We start from the raw sequence: 17,273 nt of genomic DNA, 5'->3' as shown, positions 1-17,273 counted from the left end.
TTTCAAAACTGAGGTATGTTTTTCTTTAATATGCTTTTGATTCATATATTTTTATTTGACTATAAATTTACAAAAATGTATATGAAATCTTATTTTTTGATAATATATAAGTAATAAATTCATAGAATTGGAGTGATGAGATGCAGCCGTTAGAAAGGGAGATTCATTCTAATATGCTGAAAGTGTGGCGAATTCACGCTTTAATTGGGACGGCAGTTATACTAACAGTCGTAATTGCGTATTTCTTTTTTATGATTAACTTTAACTGGTGGGGCTGGTTGTTTGGACTATTAGTAACAGGAGCTATTACATTTATTCCACTTGATTATTTTGTGTTTCCAAATTTACGTCAGCGCTATTATAGTTACAGATTAAATGAAGAAGAGATTGAGATTCAAAAGGGAATGTTCGTTGTAAAACGCGTACTTATTCCGATGATCCGTGTGCAGCACGTAACGATTGAGCAAGGGCCGATCATGAGAAAGTATAATTTAGCAGAATTACACATTTCAACAGCCGCAACTTCTCATAGTATTCCAGGTTTAACGAAAGAAGAAGCAGAACAGCTAAAAAGACAAATTGGAGAACTTGCGAAAGTGAGTGATAAGGATGTATAAGAGGCAACATCCGATTACGATATTGTTAGGTATTAGAGTTGCGAGTTTGTTGCCACTTATTATTCTTGTTTTATTTAAACCTGATGAACAAGTGGAACCTTGGTATTTATTTTATCTTTTCCTTCTGGTTGTTTTATTCATCATGGCTATTTTTTCAGCAATTAAATGGTATTTTAAAGTGTACTGGATTGAGAATAGTATTTTACATATAAAGCACGGTGTTTTTGTAAAGAAGGAAAGTTATTTAAATAAAGAACGTGTGCAAAATGTTAGTACGTCTTCTAACGTCATTTATCAGATGCTTGGGCTTATGAAGTTAAATATAGAAGTAGCGGGTGGTGGTAGTGAACCAGAAGTGATGTTGGCTGGTATTAAAGAAGACGAGGCAAAACATTTAATCTCTTTATTACATAAGAAAGAAACTACTGTAAAAGAAGAAATAGAAGAGGAAGAAAGCAAGACGGTTTATCAGTTAACAGCGAAAGAGGTTTTAGCAGCAGCGATTACATCTGGTCGGTTCGGACTAGTGTTTTCTGGACTGGTACTTCTTTACACAAAGTTTGATTTTGTTCTTCCTGAAGGATTCACAAGTAAAGTAGAAGCGTATGTGATGGGAAACGGTGTTTATAAACTAATTGTAATAGCATTAATTTTAATGGCAATTTCATGGATTATTTCCACGGCTGGATATGTGTTGAAATATGCAAACTTTAAAATTGAGCGAAAAGGGGAAGAAATTCGTATCGTTCAAGGGTTATTTGAAAAGAAAGAGTTTGTCTTAAAATTGCACCGAATTCAAGCGATTACTGTAAAAGAATGTATGCTTCGCCAGCCATTTGGTTATTGCGCTATTGAAGTGGAAGCAATTCACAGTATTGGAGCAGCAAGTAATGAAGTGATGCTGCATCCTTTTATGAAGAAAAAAGATGTACAGCACCTGCTCACAGATTTAGAGTTACCTTATGAAATTGAAGCGGAGATCGCTCACTTACCAAAAACAGCGTTGCGTCGTTATTTCATTATGGGCTGGTTAATAAGTATCATACTCACAGTTCTAATTGTTAGCGTAAGTATATATTTAAAACAATATATTGCGTTGTTTTTTATTTTACCGTTATTTATCGTGTTTTCGTTACTTGCGTATGCTAGATATAAAAGTGGCGGTTATGAATTAAGAGAAAATCAACTAACGGTTGTATATCGTAATTTTTCGAAATATACAGGAATAATGCGAAGAAGACATGTTCAAGCAGTAGGTTATAATCAATCGTATTTTCAAAGAAAGGATGAATTATGTACAACTCTTGTAGCGGTAGCGGGGCGGGGTTATGAAGTAAAGCATATGAGAAAAAAAGATTCACTTCGTATATATAATTGGTACAAAGAAAAAGGAAACACCGGTGTGTAATGGTGTTTCCTTTTTGTGTCATGATTTGTCGATAAGTCGATATATTCGAAGAATCGCTGATATAATTCGAGTTGCGCTGATATATTCAGAAAAACGCTGATATAATTCGAGTTGCGCTGATATATTCGAAGAATCGCCGGTATAATTTCACATACCGTGGTTTCCGAAATCCAAACTCAAAAAAATTAAACTAACACATCAAAAGTAGTCACAAAAGAAGGGCGAGAGAAAATACTCTTTTGCTGTTCCGCATGTGGATGCGCTTGAGTCTGAGGTTTTCCTTCTACTTGCGTGGGACGTTTTTTATGAGCGTTTTCGAATGAACGTGATTCTGTCCAGTCTTTAAAGTTTTGCTCTGTTTCCCACATCGTTAAGATGACATATGTATCGTTACTTAATGGGCGTAGAACGCGGATCGCTTGGAATCCTGGTTCGTTTTCGATAAGGCCTGCGCGGTTTTTAAAGCGGTTTTCAAATACAGAGCGACCTTCGTCTGTTACAGAAATGTTGTTACAAACGATATAGCCAGGTTGTCCTTTGAATTCACCGACAGCATCTAGTACGTCATACTGAAGTGAACCTTCTACTAATTCTCCTGTATTTTCTTTATAAAACATATCTTTTTCATTATTTTTTGCAGTGAAATGTGCTTGTTCTAGAGGTGTTTCGTATGAAATAATAGCCTTCATTTTAATGCCCCCTTACTAGTTTGTTTCTATTATATCAACTCTCTTAAAAAACTTCGAAGATTATATACATAAAGATACTTCTTTTTCAAATAATAAATGTACCATCATTTGGAAAGAAGGACGATGTATGAAGAAAGTAAAGTGGACTTTATTAGGCGGCGTCGCAACGTTCGTAGTAGCGATTGTACTCTATAAACTTATCGTGTTAGCTGGTGGCTATATGATGGATGAAAAGCAGCTCGTTTTCCACTCTTCATCACGTATCGTTGACCAGAAAGGGAAAGAAATTACGAAATTATATGTAGAAAATAGAGACCTCGTACCGATCGAGCAAATTCCGAAGTATGTGCAGCAGGCGTTTGTTGCGGTGGAAGATTCTCGTTTTTATGAGCATCAAGGGATTGATTATCCGTCTATATTCCGTGCTCTTTATAAAGATACGTTAGCTAGAGAGAAGGTAGAGGGCGGTAGTACCATTACGCAGCAACTCGCTAAAAACGTCTTTTTAACTCGTGAAAAAACATTTACGCGCAAATTGAAGGAAGTCGCAATTTCTCTTCAATTAGAGCAAAAATATACGAAGCAACAAATTCTTGAAATGTATATGAATCATATTTATTTTGGTCATGGGGCTTACGGTATTCAAGCAGCAGCAAAGTTATATTTTAATAAAAATGTTGAGGATTTAACAGTAGAGGAAGGGGCAATGCTTGCAGGCCTTCCGAAGTCACCAAACGGATATTCACCATACTATTCTGCAGAGAAGAGTAAGGAACGCCGCGATCTAGTATTGTCACTTATGCATAAACAAGGCTATTTGACTGCAGAAGAAAGCGTTCGTTATCAAGGGAAGACAATTGCTCTATATAAAAATTTAGATGAGAATGAGCTTGCATATATGCCGTATATTGATATGGTCATAGATGAAGCCGCTCGTTTATACGGGTTGTCTCATCAAGAAGTACTTCGCGGAGGATATACGTTTGTCGTACCTATGGATGAAAAGATTCAAAAGGTAGCATATAACCAGTTTCAAGATGCAAGGAATTTTCCTGGGAAAGAAGAAGGGGCGCAAGGTGCTTTCTTATTAATGGATAATCGTACGGGAGGGATTAAAGCGGCGATTGGGGGAAGAAAGTACGTCCCGAGAGGATTTAATCGTGTTTTTGCCAAAAGGCAGCCCGGATCTGTTTTAAAACCACTTATCGTTTATGCACCAGCACTAGAAACGAAAAAGTATAATCCGTATTCTTTATTAACGAATGAAAGAAATTCTTTTGAAGGGTATGAACCTCGAAATTATAATCATGAGTATTCAAAAGAAATGACGATGTATGATGCGATTTTAGAGTCGGCAAACGTACCGGCAGTTTCTTTATTAAATGAGTTAGGGGTAGAAGAAGGAAAGCAATATTTAGAAAAAGGAAATGTCCATATTGCAGATGCTGGTTTAAGTACAGCGCTTGGGGGACTAAAAAATGGCGTTTCAACATTTGATCTTGTAAAAATGTATCGTTCATTTTTAGCAAATGGAAATATTATTGAGCCGCACGTTATTGATAAAGTATTGAATAGACACGGTGCAGTCATTGGGGAATCTCCAAAAGTAGAGACGAAAATCTTCTCGAAGCAGACAGCATGGTATATGACGAAAATGTTAGAAGGAGTTGTGAAGGAAGGAACAGCGAGAGCTGGTGTATATAACGGTGCGTTAGCTGGAAAAACGGGTACAACTTCATTGCCAAATGACGATAAGGGAGCAAGAGATATGTGGTTCGTCGGCTATACACCTAACTTAGTAGGCGCTGTTTGGATTGGTTATGACCGTACGGATAAGGAGCATCAGTTGCAAGGAGAAAGTGCATCTGCGACAAAATTGTTTAAGAAAATTTTAACGAAGGCTAATGTAGAACATAAAGAGAAGTTTATGAAGCCTGAAGGTGTGGAAACAATCGGCGCTCCGATTCGACTGCGCAAAATTGAAGATGTAAAAATGAAACTATCATTTAGCCCTTTCGGTTTATTTAAAGCAAAATTAAGTTGGACGCCACTTCCAGATAACAGAATTATGTACCGAATCTATAGAGTGGAGAACGGAATTCATACACATGTTAGCACTGTAAATGGTGCTGGGGAATATGAGGAAAAGTTCGTTAACATATTTTCAAAACCGAGCTTTTACGTTGTACCATATAATACACAAACGAATCGTGAAGGAGAAAAGTCAAAAGTAGCTAAACCATAGTTTTTCTCTGTGTTATAATAAGAATGTTGTGAAAATAGTAAGCGTTTTTAAGAATGTTTGTGTCAATTTAATGAACAACGTACATAATATTATGCATTTTGTTTTTACAAGCTGTATAGTAAAAAAAGATAAATATCGAACGTATTCGAAGCATTGGTAAGGAAGGGAGCAAGGGTCTTGGTAAGAACTATAAATGAGACATTTTTAAAAGCATGTAGGGGGGAACGTACCGATTATGTACCAGCATGGTATATGCGTCAAGCAGGTCGTTCACAGCCGGAATATAGAAAGATTAAAGAAAAGTATTCTTTATTTGAAATTACACATAATCCAGAGTTATGTGCTTACGTTACAAAATTGCCGGTTGATCAGTATAACGTAGACGCAGCAATTCTTTATAAAGATATTATGTCACCACTACCTGCAATTGGTGTGGATGTAGAAATTAAATCAGGTATTGGCCCAGTTATTGATAATCCAATCCGTTCTTTACAAGACGTAGAAAAACTAGGGGAAATCAATCCAGAAGATGACGTACCGTACATACTAGATACAATTCGTTTATTAACGACAGAAATGTTAGACGTACCGTTAATCGGTTTTTCAGGAGCTCCATTTACATTAGCGAGCTATATGATTGAAGGCGGTCCATCTCGTAACTACCATAATACGAAAGCGTTCATGTATGCAGAGCCAAAAGCTTGGTTCGCTTTAATGGATAAACTAGCAGATATGGTTATTACATATTTAAAAGCGCAAATAAACGCAGGAGCAAAAGCAGTTCAAATTTTCGATTCTTGGGTTGGAACAGTAAATGTAGCAGATTATCGCGTATTTATTAAACCAGCAATGGAGCGTATTTTTGCAGAAGTTCGTAAGATGGGTGTACCGATGATTATGCACGGCGTAGGAGCTGCACACTTAGTGAATGAGTGGCACGACTTACCGCTTGATGTAGTCGGCTTAGACTGGCGCTTACCGATTGAAGAAGCACGTGCACGTGGCGTTCATAAGGCGGTACAAGGTAATATGGACCCTTCATTCTTACTTGCACCATGGTCTGTTATTGAAGAACATGTAAAAGGTATTTTAGATCAAGGGATGAAACAGCCGGGTTATATCTTTAACTTAGGTCACGGTGTATTCCCAGAAGTAAATCCGGATACATTAAAACGTTTAACTACATTTATTCATGAATACTCTAAAGGGCAGTTAGCGAAGTAAAGGAGAATTGCTGTATGAAAAAGAAAATTGGTTTGCTTGTAATGGCATACGGAACGCCATATAAAGAAGAAGATATTGAACGTTACTATACACATATTCGCAGAGGAAGAAAGCCAAGTCCTGAAATGCTAGAAGATTTAACAGAGCGTTACCGTGCAATTGGTGGTATTTCTCCTTTAGCTACTATTACATTAGAGCAAGCTAAGAAGTTAGAGAAGCGTTTAAATGAAGTACAAGATGAAGTAGAGTACCATATGTATCTTGGCTTAAAACATATTGAACCGTTTATTGAAGATGCGGTGAAAGATATGCATAACGACGGAATACAAGATGCAATCGCACTTGTTCTTGCACCTCACTATTCTACGTTTAGCGTGAAATCATACGTTGGACGAGCACAAGAAGAAGCTGAGAAACTTGGAAACTTAACAATTCACGGCATTGATAGCTGGTATAAAGAGCCAAAATTCATCCAATACTGGGTTGATGCAGTGAAAGGCATATATAACGGTATGTCAGATGCAGAGCGTGAAAAAGCAGTATTAATCGTATCTGCACATAGCTTACCAGAGAAAATTATTGCAATGGGCGATCCATATCCAGATCAATTAAATGAAACAGCGGATTATATCGCGCGCGGAGCTGAAGTAGCAAACTATGCAGTAGGTTGGCAAAGTGCAGGAAACACACCAGATCCTTGGATTGGTCCAGATGTACAAGATTTAACGAGAGAACTAAATGAAAAGCACGGTTATACTTCATTCGTATATGCACCAGTTGGATTTGTTGCGGAACATTTAGAAGTTTTATATGACAACGACTTTGAGTGTAAAGTTGTAACGGATGAAATTGGTGCGAAATATTATCGTCCAGAAATGCCAAATGCATCGGACGCATTTATTGATTGTTTAACAGATGTTGTATTAAAGAAAAAAGAATCTGTACTGTAAGAAGAAAGGGGGAGCCTGCTTGAGGAAAAAAGTTGTGATCGTCGGCGGAGGCATCACTGGATTAACAGCAATGTATAACTTACAAAAAAATATTCATGAAAAAAACTTGCCGATTGATACATTACTTATAGAAGCATCGGGTAAACTTGGCGGAAAAATTCAAACCGTTCGAAAAGATGGATTTACAATTGAGCGCGGACCGGATTCTTTCTTAGCACGAAAAGAAAGTGCAGCAAGATTAGTGAAAGAATTAGGTCTTGGCGATGAACTTGTAAATAATCAAGCCGGTCAATCATTTATCCTCGTAAACAATCGGTTACATAAAATGCCGAATGGATCAATGATGGGAATTCCAACGCAAATTACGCCGTTTCTATTTTCCGGGCTGTTCTCCCCAATTGGTAAACTAAGAGCTGGTTTTGATCTATTAATGCCGAGGTCAAAGCCAGTATCTGACCAATCACTCGGACAATTTTTCAGACATCGTCTTGGAAACGAAGTGGTTGAAAACTTAATAGAACCGTTACTATCGGGTATTTATGCAGGGGATATTGATGAAATGAGCTTAATGTCAACATTCCCGCAAATGTATCAGATTGAGCAGAAATATCGCAGTATTTCACTCGGTATGCGTACGCTCGCTCCGAAAGAAGAGAAAGCTGAACCGAAAAAGGGAATGTTCCAAACAGTGAAAACAGGTTTAGAATCTATCGTAAAATCTCTCGAAGCAAAGATGCATGAAGGTACGATAATAAAGGGAACTCGCATTGAAAAAGTTGCAAAACAGGGTGATGGTTATACAATTACTCTTAGTAACGGAAAAGAAATAGAAGCGGACGCCATCGTAGTGGCAACTTCGCATAAAGTATTGCCGTCCATGTTTGCTCAGTACAAGCAGTTTCGTTTCTTCCGTAATATTCCATCCACATCCGTTGCGAATGTGGCACTTGCTTTCCAAAAGTCTGCAATCCAGCGCGATATTAATGGTACAGGATTTGTCGTATCACGAAATAGCGATTACACCATTACAGCATGTACGTGGACGCATAAAAAATGGCCGCATACAACGCCAGAAGGAAAAACACTCCTTCGCTGTTACGTTGGACGTGCTGGTGATGAAGCGGTTGTAGAACAAACTGAAGAAGAACTCGTTCAGCTCGTACTAGAAGATTTAAAGAAGACGATGGATATTACAGAGGATCCAGAGTTTACAATCGTAAGTCGCTGGAAAGAAGCGATGCCTCAATATACAGTAGGCCATAACGAGCGAATGAAACAGCTCACAACATTTATGGAGAAAGAGTTGCCAGGTATATACTTGGCAGGCAGCTCCTATGCTGGCGCTGGACTTCCAGACTGTATTAATCAAGGTGAGGAAGCTGCAAAGCGTGTATTATCTCATTTGGAGAAAGTAATAGATGCTGAATTAATCGCACAATAAATTATAAGAAACGCCTTCAATCATATTGAAGGCGTTTCGTTTATTATATAAAATACTTATTCGCCAATAAACATATATAAGTTATTTGGCTTTATAACAGCATCTCCTGCATAAATAACCCACTCTGTTAAGTTATCAAAATCTAAATGATAACTATTTCCTTCACTCATATCTTCTATGAAATATGGTTCATTAATGAGTATTCCTTGAATGAAATCTTCCGTAATGTTTTGCATTTCAAACCACATATGTTCACTTTTTCCTTCTTCGTAGGAGACACCAAACTTAGCAAGGAAACGAAAATCTTCATTTGATTGTTCAATGTGAAAAATGTTGCTGAAATACCCAAAAGTATTTTTCGCATTGTAAGCCATACGATCGGTTTCACTATTTGTTTTATAGAACATGAGCCCTGTAGCTTCCTCGTGTTCTTTGAAAAAACTTTCAATATATTCTTCTGAAGTATTAAATTTGAATAAGAGAACGGATGGAGATTGATGGTATTCATCTCGGGCATCCATTCCGCCTAAGAATGTATTTTGTGCATCTATTGGTTGTAGTTTCACTTCCTCATCTTCGATTGAAGATAATTGGTCCATACTCGTTTTATGCCCTATATAAGATAATCCTTTTTCCCACGGAACAGCGACTGTATGTATAGAACCTTGCTGACTATGCGCGATAACGATAGGCTCATTCATAGGGACTTGTCCATTCTCAACGGCATTATTAGCAAATGTTTGAAAGAGATCGCTAATGCCGTAGTAGGAAGAAATGCGATTTGGAATAATTAACTCTATTTCAGTTACGCCTGCTCTTAAAAGACCATGTGTATGAAACCAATATTGCGTAGGCTCACCGTCTTTATCGTCTTCATAAACGGAATGAATAACGTATAAGTCAGGAATGTCAGGTAATAATTCATTTTCAACGTGATATTCAATATAGCTTCTAGATATCACTTTCATTGCTGCACTTGAATCGATTACAAATAACAAATCTGGGGCGAGATTCCATAAGAACTGTAACTGCTGGAAAAAGCAGTCCAGTACATCGCCTACAAATAGCGTACGAGTGAAAATTTCAGTGCCGAAAGCTGCATCTTCAAAATTACGATCTACGATTGTAGCATCTTGTCTATTGTACATTTTATATCCTTCTGGATCGTTCGGTTCATCAATATGCAGTTCATACGGTATGACTGTTTCACCCATATGTAATTCAACAATAAGGCTTGTCTCATCACTATAAACAATTTTTAAATCATCAACTTTAGTAGCGATCGTTTCTAGTCGCTGTTTTAACTGCTCAATTGTAATTCTAGTTGGTATAACGGCAATCATATCTGAAAAATGACGTTCTAATGTTCCATTCATAGCTGCGCGGTATGTTTCTGTTTGCACTTCCATCCAATCACTCCTATTCAAATGAATCCATTTTACATGCCAATTAAATGTCGGTATTTTCTGTTTTCTCTCTCTAACATTATAGAGTGTATTTGTAGAAGGTGTAAAATTATTATTTTGTATTATAGTTTGAAAGCTTGTAAATTAAATAAATCTTTTGTAAAATTTGTCGAAATATAGTTCTATATAACGAATCATTTGTTATGATAGAAATGCTGAGAAAATATGAAATAGAGAGAGGAAAATGGCTGTGAAGAAATTGTTAAGTGTCTTTTTATCATTCTTGCTATTGCTTTCATTTACTGGAACTTTAGCGCAAGCAGAAGAAACTGCTTCTATGTCAGTAGAAAAAGCAATTCAAGTATTTAAGCAGCAAGGGAAAACGAAGGGGATAGTAGAAGGATATATTGTTGGATATACGCAAAGTTCTTCTAAATATACGAAGGATCCAGCTAAGTTTGATGATACAAACGTAGCAATTGCAGATTCGCCAAACGAAACGAATCCAGACAAAATCATGCCCGTTCAGTTACCGAAAGGTGATGTGAGAACGGCAGTGAATGTAAAAGATCACCCTGAAAATATCGGGAAGAAAGTTAGTTTGACTGGGACCCTTGAATTATATTTTAGTAACCCAGGTCTAAAATCAGTAACAGCTTATAAGTTTCAAGGTGAAGGACAAAACCGTGTTAGCGATGTAGTAGCTTCACCGAACGGTGGAGAAGTTGCTAAAGGAACAGCGGTAACATTAACGACGAATACAGAAGACGCAACAATCTACTATACGTTAGATGGCTCTAATCCTACTAATAAAAGCGTTCGTTATAATGGACAAATTGTAGTGAATGAAAATAGTGTAGTGAAAGCAATCGCAGAAAAAGAAGGACTTACTCCTTCAGCAATTTCGACATTTTCATTTATTATCGTAAATAATGAACAGGTTCGTATTCATGACATTCAAGGGAAATCACATATGTCTCCTTACAACGGGAAGAAAGTAAACAATGTGGAAGGCGTTGTCACAGCGCTTGATAAAAACGGCTTTTATATAGAAGGTAATCAGCCAGATAATGATCCAGCTACTTCAGAAGGTATGTACGTATATAAAAAAGATGCGAATGTAGCAGTAGGAGATCTTATTCAAGTTGATGGAGTAGTAGAAGAATATGTTGGACCAGGATATGCAGAGCGATTTGAAACAGACTTAACGACGACTGAAATTAAAGCGAGCCGCGTTGCTGTAATCGCAAAAGATCAATCTTTGCCAGCACCGATTGTACTTGGGGAAAACGGTGTGAAAATCCCGGACCAGATTATTGATAATGATGCATTTGGTTTATTTGATCCAAATGAAGATGCAATCGACTTCTATGAAAGTATAGAAGGTATGCGTGTTACGATGCCAACACCAAAAATTATTACACCTCAGAAAAACGGAAATTTATATGTAACAGTAAAAAATGGTGGAGATAAAATAGTAACACAATATGGCACACCTCTATTAGATGAAAATCAATTAAACCCAGAGCGCCTTTCTGTAAAAGTACCTCGCGATTATGTAGCAAAAGTAGGAGATACTTTTACTGGAGATATAACAGGGGTAGTAGGATATGATTACGGTTCTTTCCGTATTTCGCCAATAACAGAACTGCCAGCTGTAGTGGATGGTGGATTTAAGCAAGTAGGGGCAAATATTCAGCCACGTCTTGATAAGTTAACGGTTGCTACATATAACATTGAAAACTTCTCAGCGAATAAAAAAGAAACAACAGATGAAAAAGTAAAAGCGTTAGCGTATTCTATTAAATACAACTTAAAAATGCCAGATATTATCGGTGTAGAGGAAATGCAAGATAATAACGGATCAATTAATGACGGTACAACAGATGCGTCATTAAGCGCAAAACGTATCATTGATGCAGTTCTAGAAATTCGTGGGCCGAAGTATGAGTATGTAGAAATCGCTCCAAACAATAATCAAGACGGAGGAGCACCAGGAGCGAATATTCGCGTCGGCTTCTTCTATAATCCATCACGCGTGAAATTAGCGACGGTACCGAAGTTACTTGATAAAAATGTTGTTCGTATTGGAGACGAAAATCCATTGTTTGAAAGTACACGTAAACCGCTAGCGGCAGAATTTACGTTCCAAGGACAAAACATTGTTGTCGTTGCAAATCACTTAAACTCAAAACTAGGAGATGCAACGCCATTTGGAAAAGTGCAGCCGCTCGTATTAAAGAGTGAAGACAAACGAATTCAGTTAGCACAAGAAGTAAATTATTTCGTGCAAGGAATTCAGAAAAAGAATACAAATGCACCAGTTGTTGTGTTAGGTGATATGAACGATTTCGAATTCTCTAAACCACTAAAAACACTAGAGGGAACAATCTTAAAAGATATGTTAAACACAGTGCCGAAAGAGAATCGTTACACGTACATTCATGAAGGAAATGCACAAGTGTTAGATCATATTTTAGTAACAAACAACATCGCACCGCACACAATTGTAGACCCAGTACACTTAAACTCAAACATTATGAAAGAACACGGACGTGTAAGTGACCACGACCCAGTACTTGCTCAAATTGATTTGAAGAAGGCTTCTTAAAGTGGGGAACGCTTAGGTGACTAAGCGTTCTTTTTTTGCATCGTTATAGAATAGTATAAAGAGATGATTCCTTTTTTTGTAATCTAATGATAAAATTGATTGAATATTCAGTTTTTAACAAGGAGGACAACAATGCAGTTACAAATAAATGGAAAGGTAATGAATCAGTTTGCAATTTTTTTTAGTACGATCGTCATGCTTCAGTTTGTAGCTGATATAACAGGACTTACAAGCAATCTAGATATTACGTATAACTTAATACATACAGCAGCTTCTTATATAACATTTAGTTTGGCGGTTATTTTCACTTTAATAGGTGCAAGAAGAGAATTAAGTAAATATGCAATTGTTTCATTATGTTTAGTTGTAGGTATTAAAGCGATTTATTTTGTAGCGGTTGTTATTTTATGGGGGTTGGCAGGTACGCCATAAGTGAATAGTAAATAAACCCTAATTTCCAATATAGTAAGGAAATTAGGGTTTTATTATACTTGAAACGCTTTTCTACACCGCTCTCTTTTTTGCAGTCTTCTTTTATATTTTTTTCTATCCCGCTTTACTCCTTGTATATACATAAGTAAGCTAACGAAAAGGAAGAAAGCACATTGCGTCATTAAAATATATGGTGACATGCCTTGCAATGGTTGTTTCGGATCATATAAATGAAAAGGTGCTCCGCCTATTGAAGGAAGTATTGTATTTAGCAGGACGTACGGAATGGAGGCGGCTGCAAATGGAAAGAGAATTGCCATATAGTCTTTTTGTGACCATACAGATGCAGCAAGTCCTAAAAGGGCCATTAAACCTGCAAATAAAAAATTAATTCCGATATATACAGCAATGTAAGTGAGAGGCGCATCAAAATATAGGTTTGCGAACATTCCATCAGCATTTATGATGCCTGAACCAACAGTAGGTGTTCCGTCTGGAATGGTTAATTTGCAAAATAATAACGATAAGATGAATGGAAGTGTATAAAGAAATCCTCCGCAAAAAAAAGTAACGATATATTTCGCTACTGAATAAGGAAATATAGAAATCCCCTTACTCACAAACGGTTTAAAACCATCGGACTTATCTGAATTGTAACTTGTACTAAAGGGGAAACTCGCAATAACTGGCATTAATAATAAATAAACATCCATTTCATTGTCGCGAAATCCAATCCATTTTAAATCTGTTGATATAGGACCATTTGCTGCGTTTCCTAAATAACGAATTACATAATAATAGTGATAAATGCAAATAAGAACGAATCCACTAAGCATCATAATTAAAGAAATACGACTACAAAAAGCTTGCTTTATATTTAAACGAAGTGCACGCATCATGACTGAAAAAGCCTCCACTGTTTTGATAAACTTGTCTATTTTCTATATTACTATTAATTGTAAAGATTTTCTTGTTTTTTTATTTGATTATTTGAAAAAGAGGAATTTTGTTGTTGTGAAGTAAGGTTTAGCTGAAATTAATTTTTCTAAAATATGGTTGACAATTAAGTATTACATTTGTAATCTTAATTATAGATTACAAATGTAATACTTAGGAGTGAAACATACGATGACAAATCAATTACCTAAAATATCTGAAGCGGAATTAGAAATTATGAAAGTACTTTGGTCGAATTCTCCGCAAACAGCGAATGAAATTATAGAAGAACTGGAAGATGCAATGGACTGGAAACCGAAAACAATCCGCACATTAATTAATCGATTAGTGCAAAAGGAAGCCGTTTCTTACCATCAAGATAAAGGGCGTATGTACGCTTATTACCCGTTAGTATCACAAGATAATTATTTGCAAGTGGAAACGAAATCTTTACTAAAACGTTTTTGCGGTGCAGCGTTTAAGCCATTACTTGTTAATTTCTTAAAAGAGGAGAAATTATCTTCAGAAGATATTAATGAATTAAAACGCATTTTAGATGAGAAGACAGAGGAGAATAAGAGGAAGGATCGATAAAAATGATAAACACGCTTATAAATGTATACCTTCCTCATTTTTTTGATTGGCTTATAGAAACGTCACTTATGGCTAGCATATTAGTCGGATTTATTTTATGTATAAAAGTTCTATTTAGAAATAAATTAACCCCCCGGTGGCAATATATGTTGTGGATCGTATTAATGATAAGACTCCTTTTACCGTGGTCGCCAGATAGCTCTTATAGCATTTACTCATTACTTTCTTATAGTTCTAGCGTATCGGAAGTTATTCCAAAAAATATGCCGGCTACTGAGAATATAGTGAACATAGAAAGCGACCGTAAAGTGGAATTGGAATCAAATTCTAAAATGGTGACAAAAACTAGCGAACCGGAAGTAAAAGTCAGTTCGGAAAAACAGACTACATTTTCTTTATACAAACTTGCTTTGTATGTTTGGCTAGCTGGGGTAATCATATTAGCAGCCATCACGTTTCTTACAAATAGACGTTTATATTCTTACATAAAGAAAAAACCGGATATTACGGACGAACAGGTCACTACAGTGTTTAATCGCTGTAAGCAGTCTATGAAAATGAAGAAGGCAGTTTCATTACGTCTTGCAGGAAAGATTGCAAGTCCAACGGTTTTTAGTTTCTTTCGCCCGAAAGTATTACTATCAAAAAAACATATGAAAGTATTAAATGAACAACAATTACAATATGTCTTTTACCATGAGTTAGCTCATATTAAGAGAAACGATGTAGCTGTAAATTGGATTATGTACAGTTTAATCCTATTAAATTGGTTCAATCCAATTCTTTGGTACGCCTATTTTTGTATGCGAGAAGATCAAGAATTAGCCTGTGATGCATATGCACTTACTTTTATAGATAAAGAGGAACAAATTGCATACGGTCATACAATTATTACCCTTTTAGAACACTATTCCTATCAAGTACCAAGCCTAGCAAATTTAAGTAGAAATAAACGAACACTAAAAAGGAGAATCATTATGATTAAAAAATTCCAAAAGAAATCGTATCGTCTTTCTTTACTTGGAGTGATTGTCATAGTTGCTATAGCATCTCTTTCTTTATTCAACGCACGTGCAACGGAAGGGAAAGAAAAACAAAAGGATAAAGTAGAGCAGTCAAAGGATGCTTTCCAAAATGCTGTAGATACATTATTTGGTACAGAGGAAAAGGCGAGAAAAGAGTGGGGGATGTCAAAATGGCAATATGAAAACCGAACAGCCTTTTTATATCATGCTGAAAAAGCTTTAACAAAGGAAGAGTTTGAGAATTATGTGCAGTTATATAAAGAGGTATTGCAGATCGAGAAAAAAGGATTAGTTAGATTAAACTTACCCGAAAATTTCCAAGGGGATATAAAAGAGGTGAAAGAAGAGCGCTTAAGTACAGAAAATCGTGAAAAATTAAAAGAAATTCATAATAAAACAACTCCTTATGAGGATAAGGTAGGGAAATATTTAACATATACAGTTGAAGAAGTGCAGCAACATGTTGATTTCCAAATCAAGAGGCCAACTTATACAATTAAAGGATATACCCAAAAAGACGAAAGAGTGAATTATTATCTTAAGATAAAACCGGAATTCACTATTGAATTAGAATATACGAACGGAAAAGGAAATTATACAATTTCTCAATCGCAAGTTTTTGGGGAAAGCAAAGACCCATTTAGCCACCAGTTTATAGTGCCTGAAAATATAGAAAAGTACGAACTAGAAGGGAATCAAATATTCTACGCTACTCATCACTCGGATAGTAATTTACAAGGTATGAAGATGATTGTTCCAGCAAAAGGGAAAAATAGTGCATACCAAATCGTTATTATTAATCATAGTTTAGAGAACCCAGGAGAAGCAGTATTCGATAAGAATGTAAATAAAGAAGAATTAGAGAAAATTATGCTTTCTATGTTGAAATAGCAAAAAGGTGTTCTTAAGATGTATATCTCTAGAACATCTTTTCCTTTTCTCTTTTCTTCTGATAAACTATGGAAAGTATGATATACACTGACTGGAATTTTTTTATACTGGAAATAATAAAAAGAGAACTTGTGTAGAATGTAAGCGTGTGGTAATATCAAAGATGTACTGATTGACTATATTATCCAATTGGTCATTTTTGGAGGTGACAATGTGGCGATAGATCGAAAACGTTCTATTATTGAAGCTGCAACAAAGTCTTTTTCAGCGTTCGGTTATAAAGCAACAACGATGGATCAAGTAGCGAAGTTAGCGAATGTAGGAAAAGGAACGATTTATACTTTTTTCAAAAATAAAGAAGAGCTATTTGGTGAAATTATTTCTAATTTAATTACAGAAATGAAGCAAGTTGCAGAAAATGCAATTCGTTCAGATGTTTCATTTTTTGAAAATGTACATAGAGCATTATATAGCATCTTGGAATTTAGAAAAGAACATCAGCTCATGATTAAATTAATTCAAGAAGAGCGCGATATGGGAACGAAAGAAGTACAAGAAGTGATGCAACAAGTTGATGTGGAAATCGTTTCTGTTATTCAATCGTATTTAAAAATTGCGATTGAAAAAGGTGAAATTAGCAAATGTGATCCAGAAATTACAGCATTTATTATGCTTCGTCTATATGTATCGCTTATTTTTGATTGGGAAAAAAATCATGAACCGCTAGAAAAAGAAAAAATTGCAGAGTTATTTGAACTTTATTTACTAAAAGGATTGTCGAACTAAGATAATCCCTTTCATTTT

General features: G+C 36.0%; 14 protein-coding genes. 11 read left to right on the top strand and 3 right to left on the bottom strand.

From position 1 onward, the window contains the following. Window positions 1-140 precede the first annotated feature (140 nt). Both ACQGS6_RS12190 and ACQGS6_RS12185 read left to right on the top strand, forming a co-directional pair. Window positions 141-617 carry a PH domain-containing protein gene (locus ACQGS6_RS12190; protein ID WP_001182725.1) on the top strand — a complete coding sequence of 159 codons (477 nt, stop codon included), beginning with the start codon at window positions 141-143 and terminating at the stop codon, window positions 615-617. Continuing rightward, window positions 610-2,025: a PH domain-containing protein gene (locus ACQGS6_RS12185; protein ID WP_074626192.1), complete on the top strand. Its 1,416-nt coding sequence runs from the start codon at window positions 610-612 to the stop codon at window positions 2,023-2,025. Before ACQGS6_RS12190 ends, ACQGS6_RS12185 begins: the two co-directional genes overlap by 8 nt. A 185-nt stretch (window positions 2,026-2,210) precedes the next feature. Here the strand turns inward: ACQGS6_RS12185 and hmoB are convergent, their stop codons facing one another. Then, complete coding sequence (gene hmoB, locus ACQGS6_RS12180) at window positions 2,211-2,714, bottom strand: heme-degrading monooxygenase HmoB (RefSeq protein ID WP_025966980.1); 504 nt, start codon at window positions 2,712-2,714, stop codon at window positions 2,211-2,213. Between the two features lie 127 nt (window positions 2,715-2,841). Here hmoB and ACQGS6_RS12175 point away from each other — a divergent pair, with 127 nt between their 5' ends. The 4 genes from ACQGS6_RS12175 to hemY all read left to right on the top strand — a co-directional run bounded on the left by ACQGS6_RS12175 (window position 2,842) and on the right by hemY (window position 8,574). Further along, window positions 2,842-4,959 (top strand): transglycosylase domain-containing protein, encoded by a 2,118-nt coding sequence (locus tag ACQGS6_RS12175; protein ID WP_000756294.1) that lies wholly within the window; start codon window positions 2,842-2,844, stop codon window positions 4,957-4,959. Between the two features lie 177 nt (window positions 4,960-5,136). Then, entirely contained in the window at window positions 5,137-6,183 is a 1,047-nt protein-coding gene (gene hemE, locus ACQGS6_RS12170) for a uroporphyrinogen decarboxylase (protein ID WP_000252605.1), read from the top strand. A gap of 14 nt (window positions 6,184-6,197) precedes the next feature. After that, window positions 6,198-7,133: a ferrochelatase gene (gene hemH, locus ACQGS6_RS12165; protein ID WP_000726775.1), complete on the top strand. Its 936-nt coding sequence runs from the start codon at window positions 6,198-6,200 to the stop codon at window positions 7,131-7,133. 19 nt (window positions 7,134-7,152) lie between these two features. After that, window positions 7,153-8,574, top strand: a complete 1,422-nt coding sequence (gene hemY / locus ACQGS6_RS12160; protein ID WP_001228106.1) for a protoporphyrinogen oxidase — start codon at window positions 7,153-7,155, stop codon at window positions 8,572-8,574. Window positions 8,575-8,630: 56 nt separating this feature from the next. Here hemY and ACQGS6_RS12155 read toward each other — a convergent pair whose 3' ends face one another. After that, complete coding sequence (locus ACQGS6_RS12155; RefSeq protein ID WP_000453718.1) at window positions 8,631-9,983, bottom strand: DUF4026 domain-containing protein; 1,353 nt, start codon at window positions 9,981-9,983, stop codon at window positions 8,631-8,633. 241 nt (window positions 9,984-10,224) lie between these two features. Between ACQGS6_RS12155 and ACQGS6_RS12150 the strand changes: the two genes are divergently transcribed. Both ACQGS6_RS12150 and ACQGS6_RS12145 read left to right on the top strand, forming a co-directional pair. After that, window positions 10,225-12,591: a DUF6359 domain-containing protein gene (locus ACQGS6_RS12150; protein ID WP_000279272.1), complete on the top strand. Its 2,367-nt coding sequence runs from the start codon at window positions 10,225-10,227 to the stop codon at window positions 12,589-12,591. Window positions 12,592-12,723: 132 nt separating this feature from the next. Continuing rightward, window positions 12,724-13,023, top strand: a complete 300-nt coding sequence (locus tag ACQGS6_RS12145; protein ID WP_001176849.1) for a hypothetical protein — start codon at window positions 12,724-12,726, stop codon at window positions 13,021-13,023. A 53-nt stretch (window positions 13,024-13,076) separates the two neighbouring features. On the opposite strand, the gene ACQGS6_RS12140 is transcribed toward ACQGS6_RS12145, so the two are convergent. After that, window positions 13,077-13,922 (bottom strand): hypothetical protein, encoded by an 846-nt coding sequence (locus ACQGS6_RS12140; RefSeq protein WP_000984174.1) that lies wholly within the window; start codon window positions 13,920-13,922, stop codon window positions 13,077-13,079. A 229-nt stretch (window positions 13,923-14,151) separates the two neighbouring features. Here ACQGS6_RS12140 and ACQGS6_RS12135 point away from each other — a divergent pair, with 229 nt between their 5' ends. From ACQGS6_RS12135 to ACQGS6_RS12125, 3 genes are all read left to right on the top strand, one after another. Next, window positions 14,152-14,553, top strand: a complete 402-nt coding sequence (locus ACQGS6_RS12135; protein WP_000184503.1) for a BlaI/MecI/CopY family transcriptional regulator — start codon at window positions 14,152-14,154, stop codon at window positions 14,551-14,553. Window positions 14,554-14,555: 2 nt separating this feature from the next. Then, window positions 14,556-16,469 carry a M56 family metallopeptidase gene (locus ACQGS6_RS12130; protein WP_025966983.1) on the top strand — a complete coding sequence of 638 codons (1,914 nt, stop codon included), beginning with the start codon at window positions 14,556-14,558 and terminating at the stop codon, window positions 16,467-16,469. A 213-nt stretch (window positions 16,470-16,682) separates the two neighbouring features. Continuing rightward, window positions 16,683-17,255, top strand: a complete 573-nt coding sequence (locus ACQGS6_RS12125) for a TetR/AcrR family transcriptional regulator (protein WP_000963378.1) — start codon at window positions 16,683-16,685, stop codon at window positions 17,253-17,255. Window positions 17,256-17,273 lie beyond the last annotated feature (18 nt).

Origin of the sequence: Bacillus sp. GMs2/2 (genome assembly GCF_050172095.1) — a bacterium.
Taxonomy (GTDB): Bacteria; Bacillota; Bacilli; order Bacillales; family Bacillaceae_G; genus Bacillus_A; species Bacillus_A cereus.
The sequence above is the reverse complement of the archived record's forward strand: the minus strand, read 5'-3'. Positions and strand labels throughout refer to the sequence as shown.

What these genes read in the sequence shown, in the direction of transcription:
- ACQGS6_RS12190 (WP_001182725.1), top strand. Translation starts at nt 141, where the DNA reads ATGCAGCCGTTAGAAAGGGAGATTCATTCTAATATGCTGAAAGTGTGG.
- ACQGS6_RS12185 (WP_074626192.1), top strand. Translation starts at nt 610, where the DNA reads ATGTATAAGAGGCAACATCCGATTACGATATTGTTAGGTATTAGAGTT.
- hmoB (WP_025966980.1), bottom strand. Translation starts at nt 2,714, where the DNA reads ATGAAGGCTATTATTTCATACGAAACACCTCTAGAACAAGCACATTTC.
- ACQGS6_RS12175 (WP_000756294.1), top strand. Translation starts at nt 2,842, where the DNA reads ATGAAGAAAGTAAAGTGGACTTTATTAGGCGGCGTCGCAACGTTCGTA.
- hemH (WP_000726775.1), top strand. Translation starts at nt 6,198, where the DNA reads ATGAAAAAGAAAATTGGTTTGCTTGTAATGGCATACGGAACGCCATAT.
- ACQGS6_RS12155 (WP_000453718.1), bottom strand. Translation starts at nt 9,983, where the DNA reads ATGGAAGTGCAAACAGAAACATACCGCGCAGCTATGAATGGAACATTA.
- ACQGS6_RS12150 (WP_000279272.1), top strand. Translation starts at nt 10,225, where the DNA reads ATGGCTGTGAAGAAATTGTTAAGTGTCTTTTTATCATTCTTGCTATTG.
- ACQGS6_RS12145 (WP_001176849.1), top strand. Translation starts at nt 12,724, where the DNA reads ATGCAGTTACAAATAAATGGAAAGGTAATGAATCAGTTTGCAATTTTT.
- ACQGS6_RS12140 (WP_000984174.1), bottom strand. Translation starts at nt 13,922, where the DNA reads ATGATGCGTGCACTTCGTTTAAATATAAAGCAAGCTTTTTGTAGTCGT.
- ACQGS6_RS12135 (WP_000184503.1), top strand. Translation starts at nt 14,152, where the DNA reads ATGACAAATCAATTACCTAAAATATCTGAAGCGGAATTAGAAATTATG.
- ACQGS6_RS12130 (WP_025966983.1), top strand. Translation starts at nt 14,556, where the DNA reads ATGATAAACACGCTTATAAATGTATACCTTCCTCATTTTTTTGATTGG.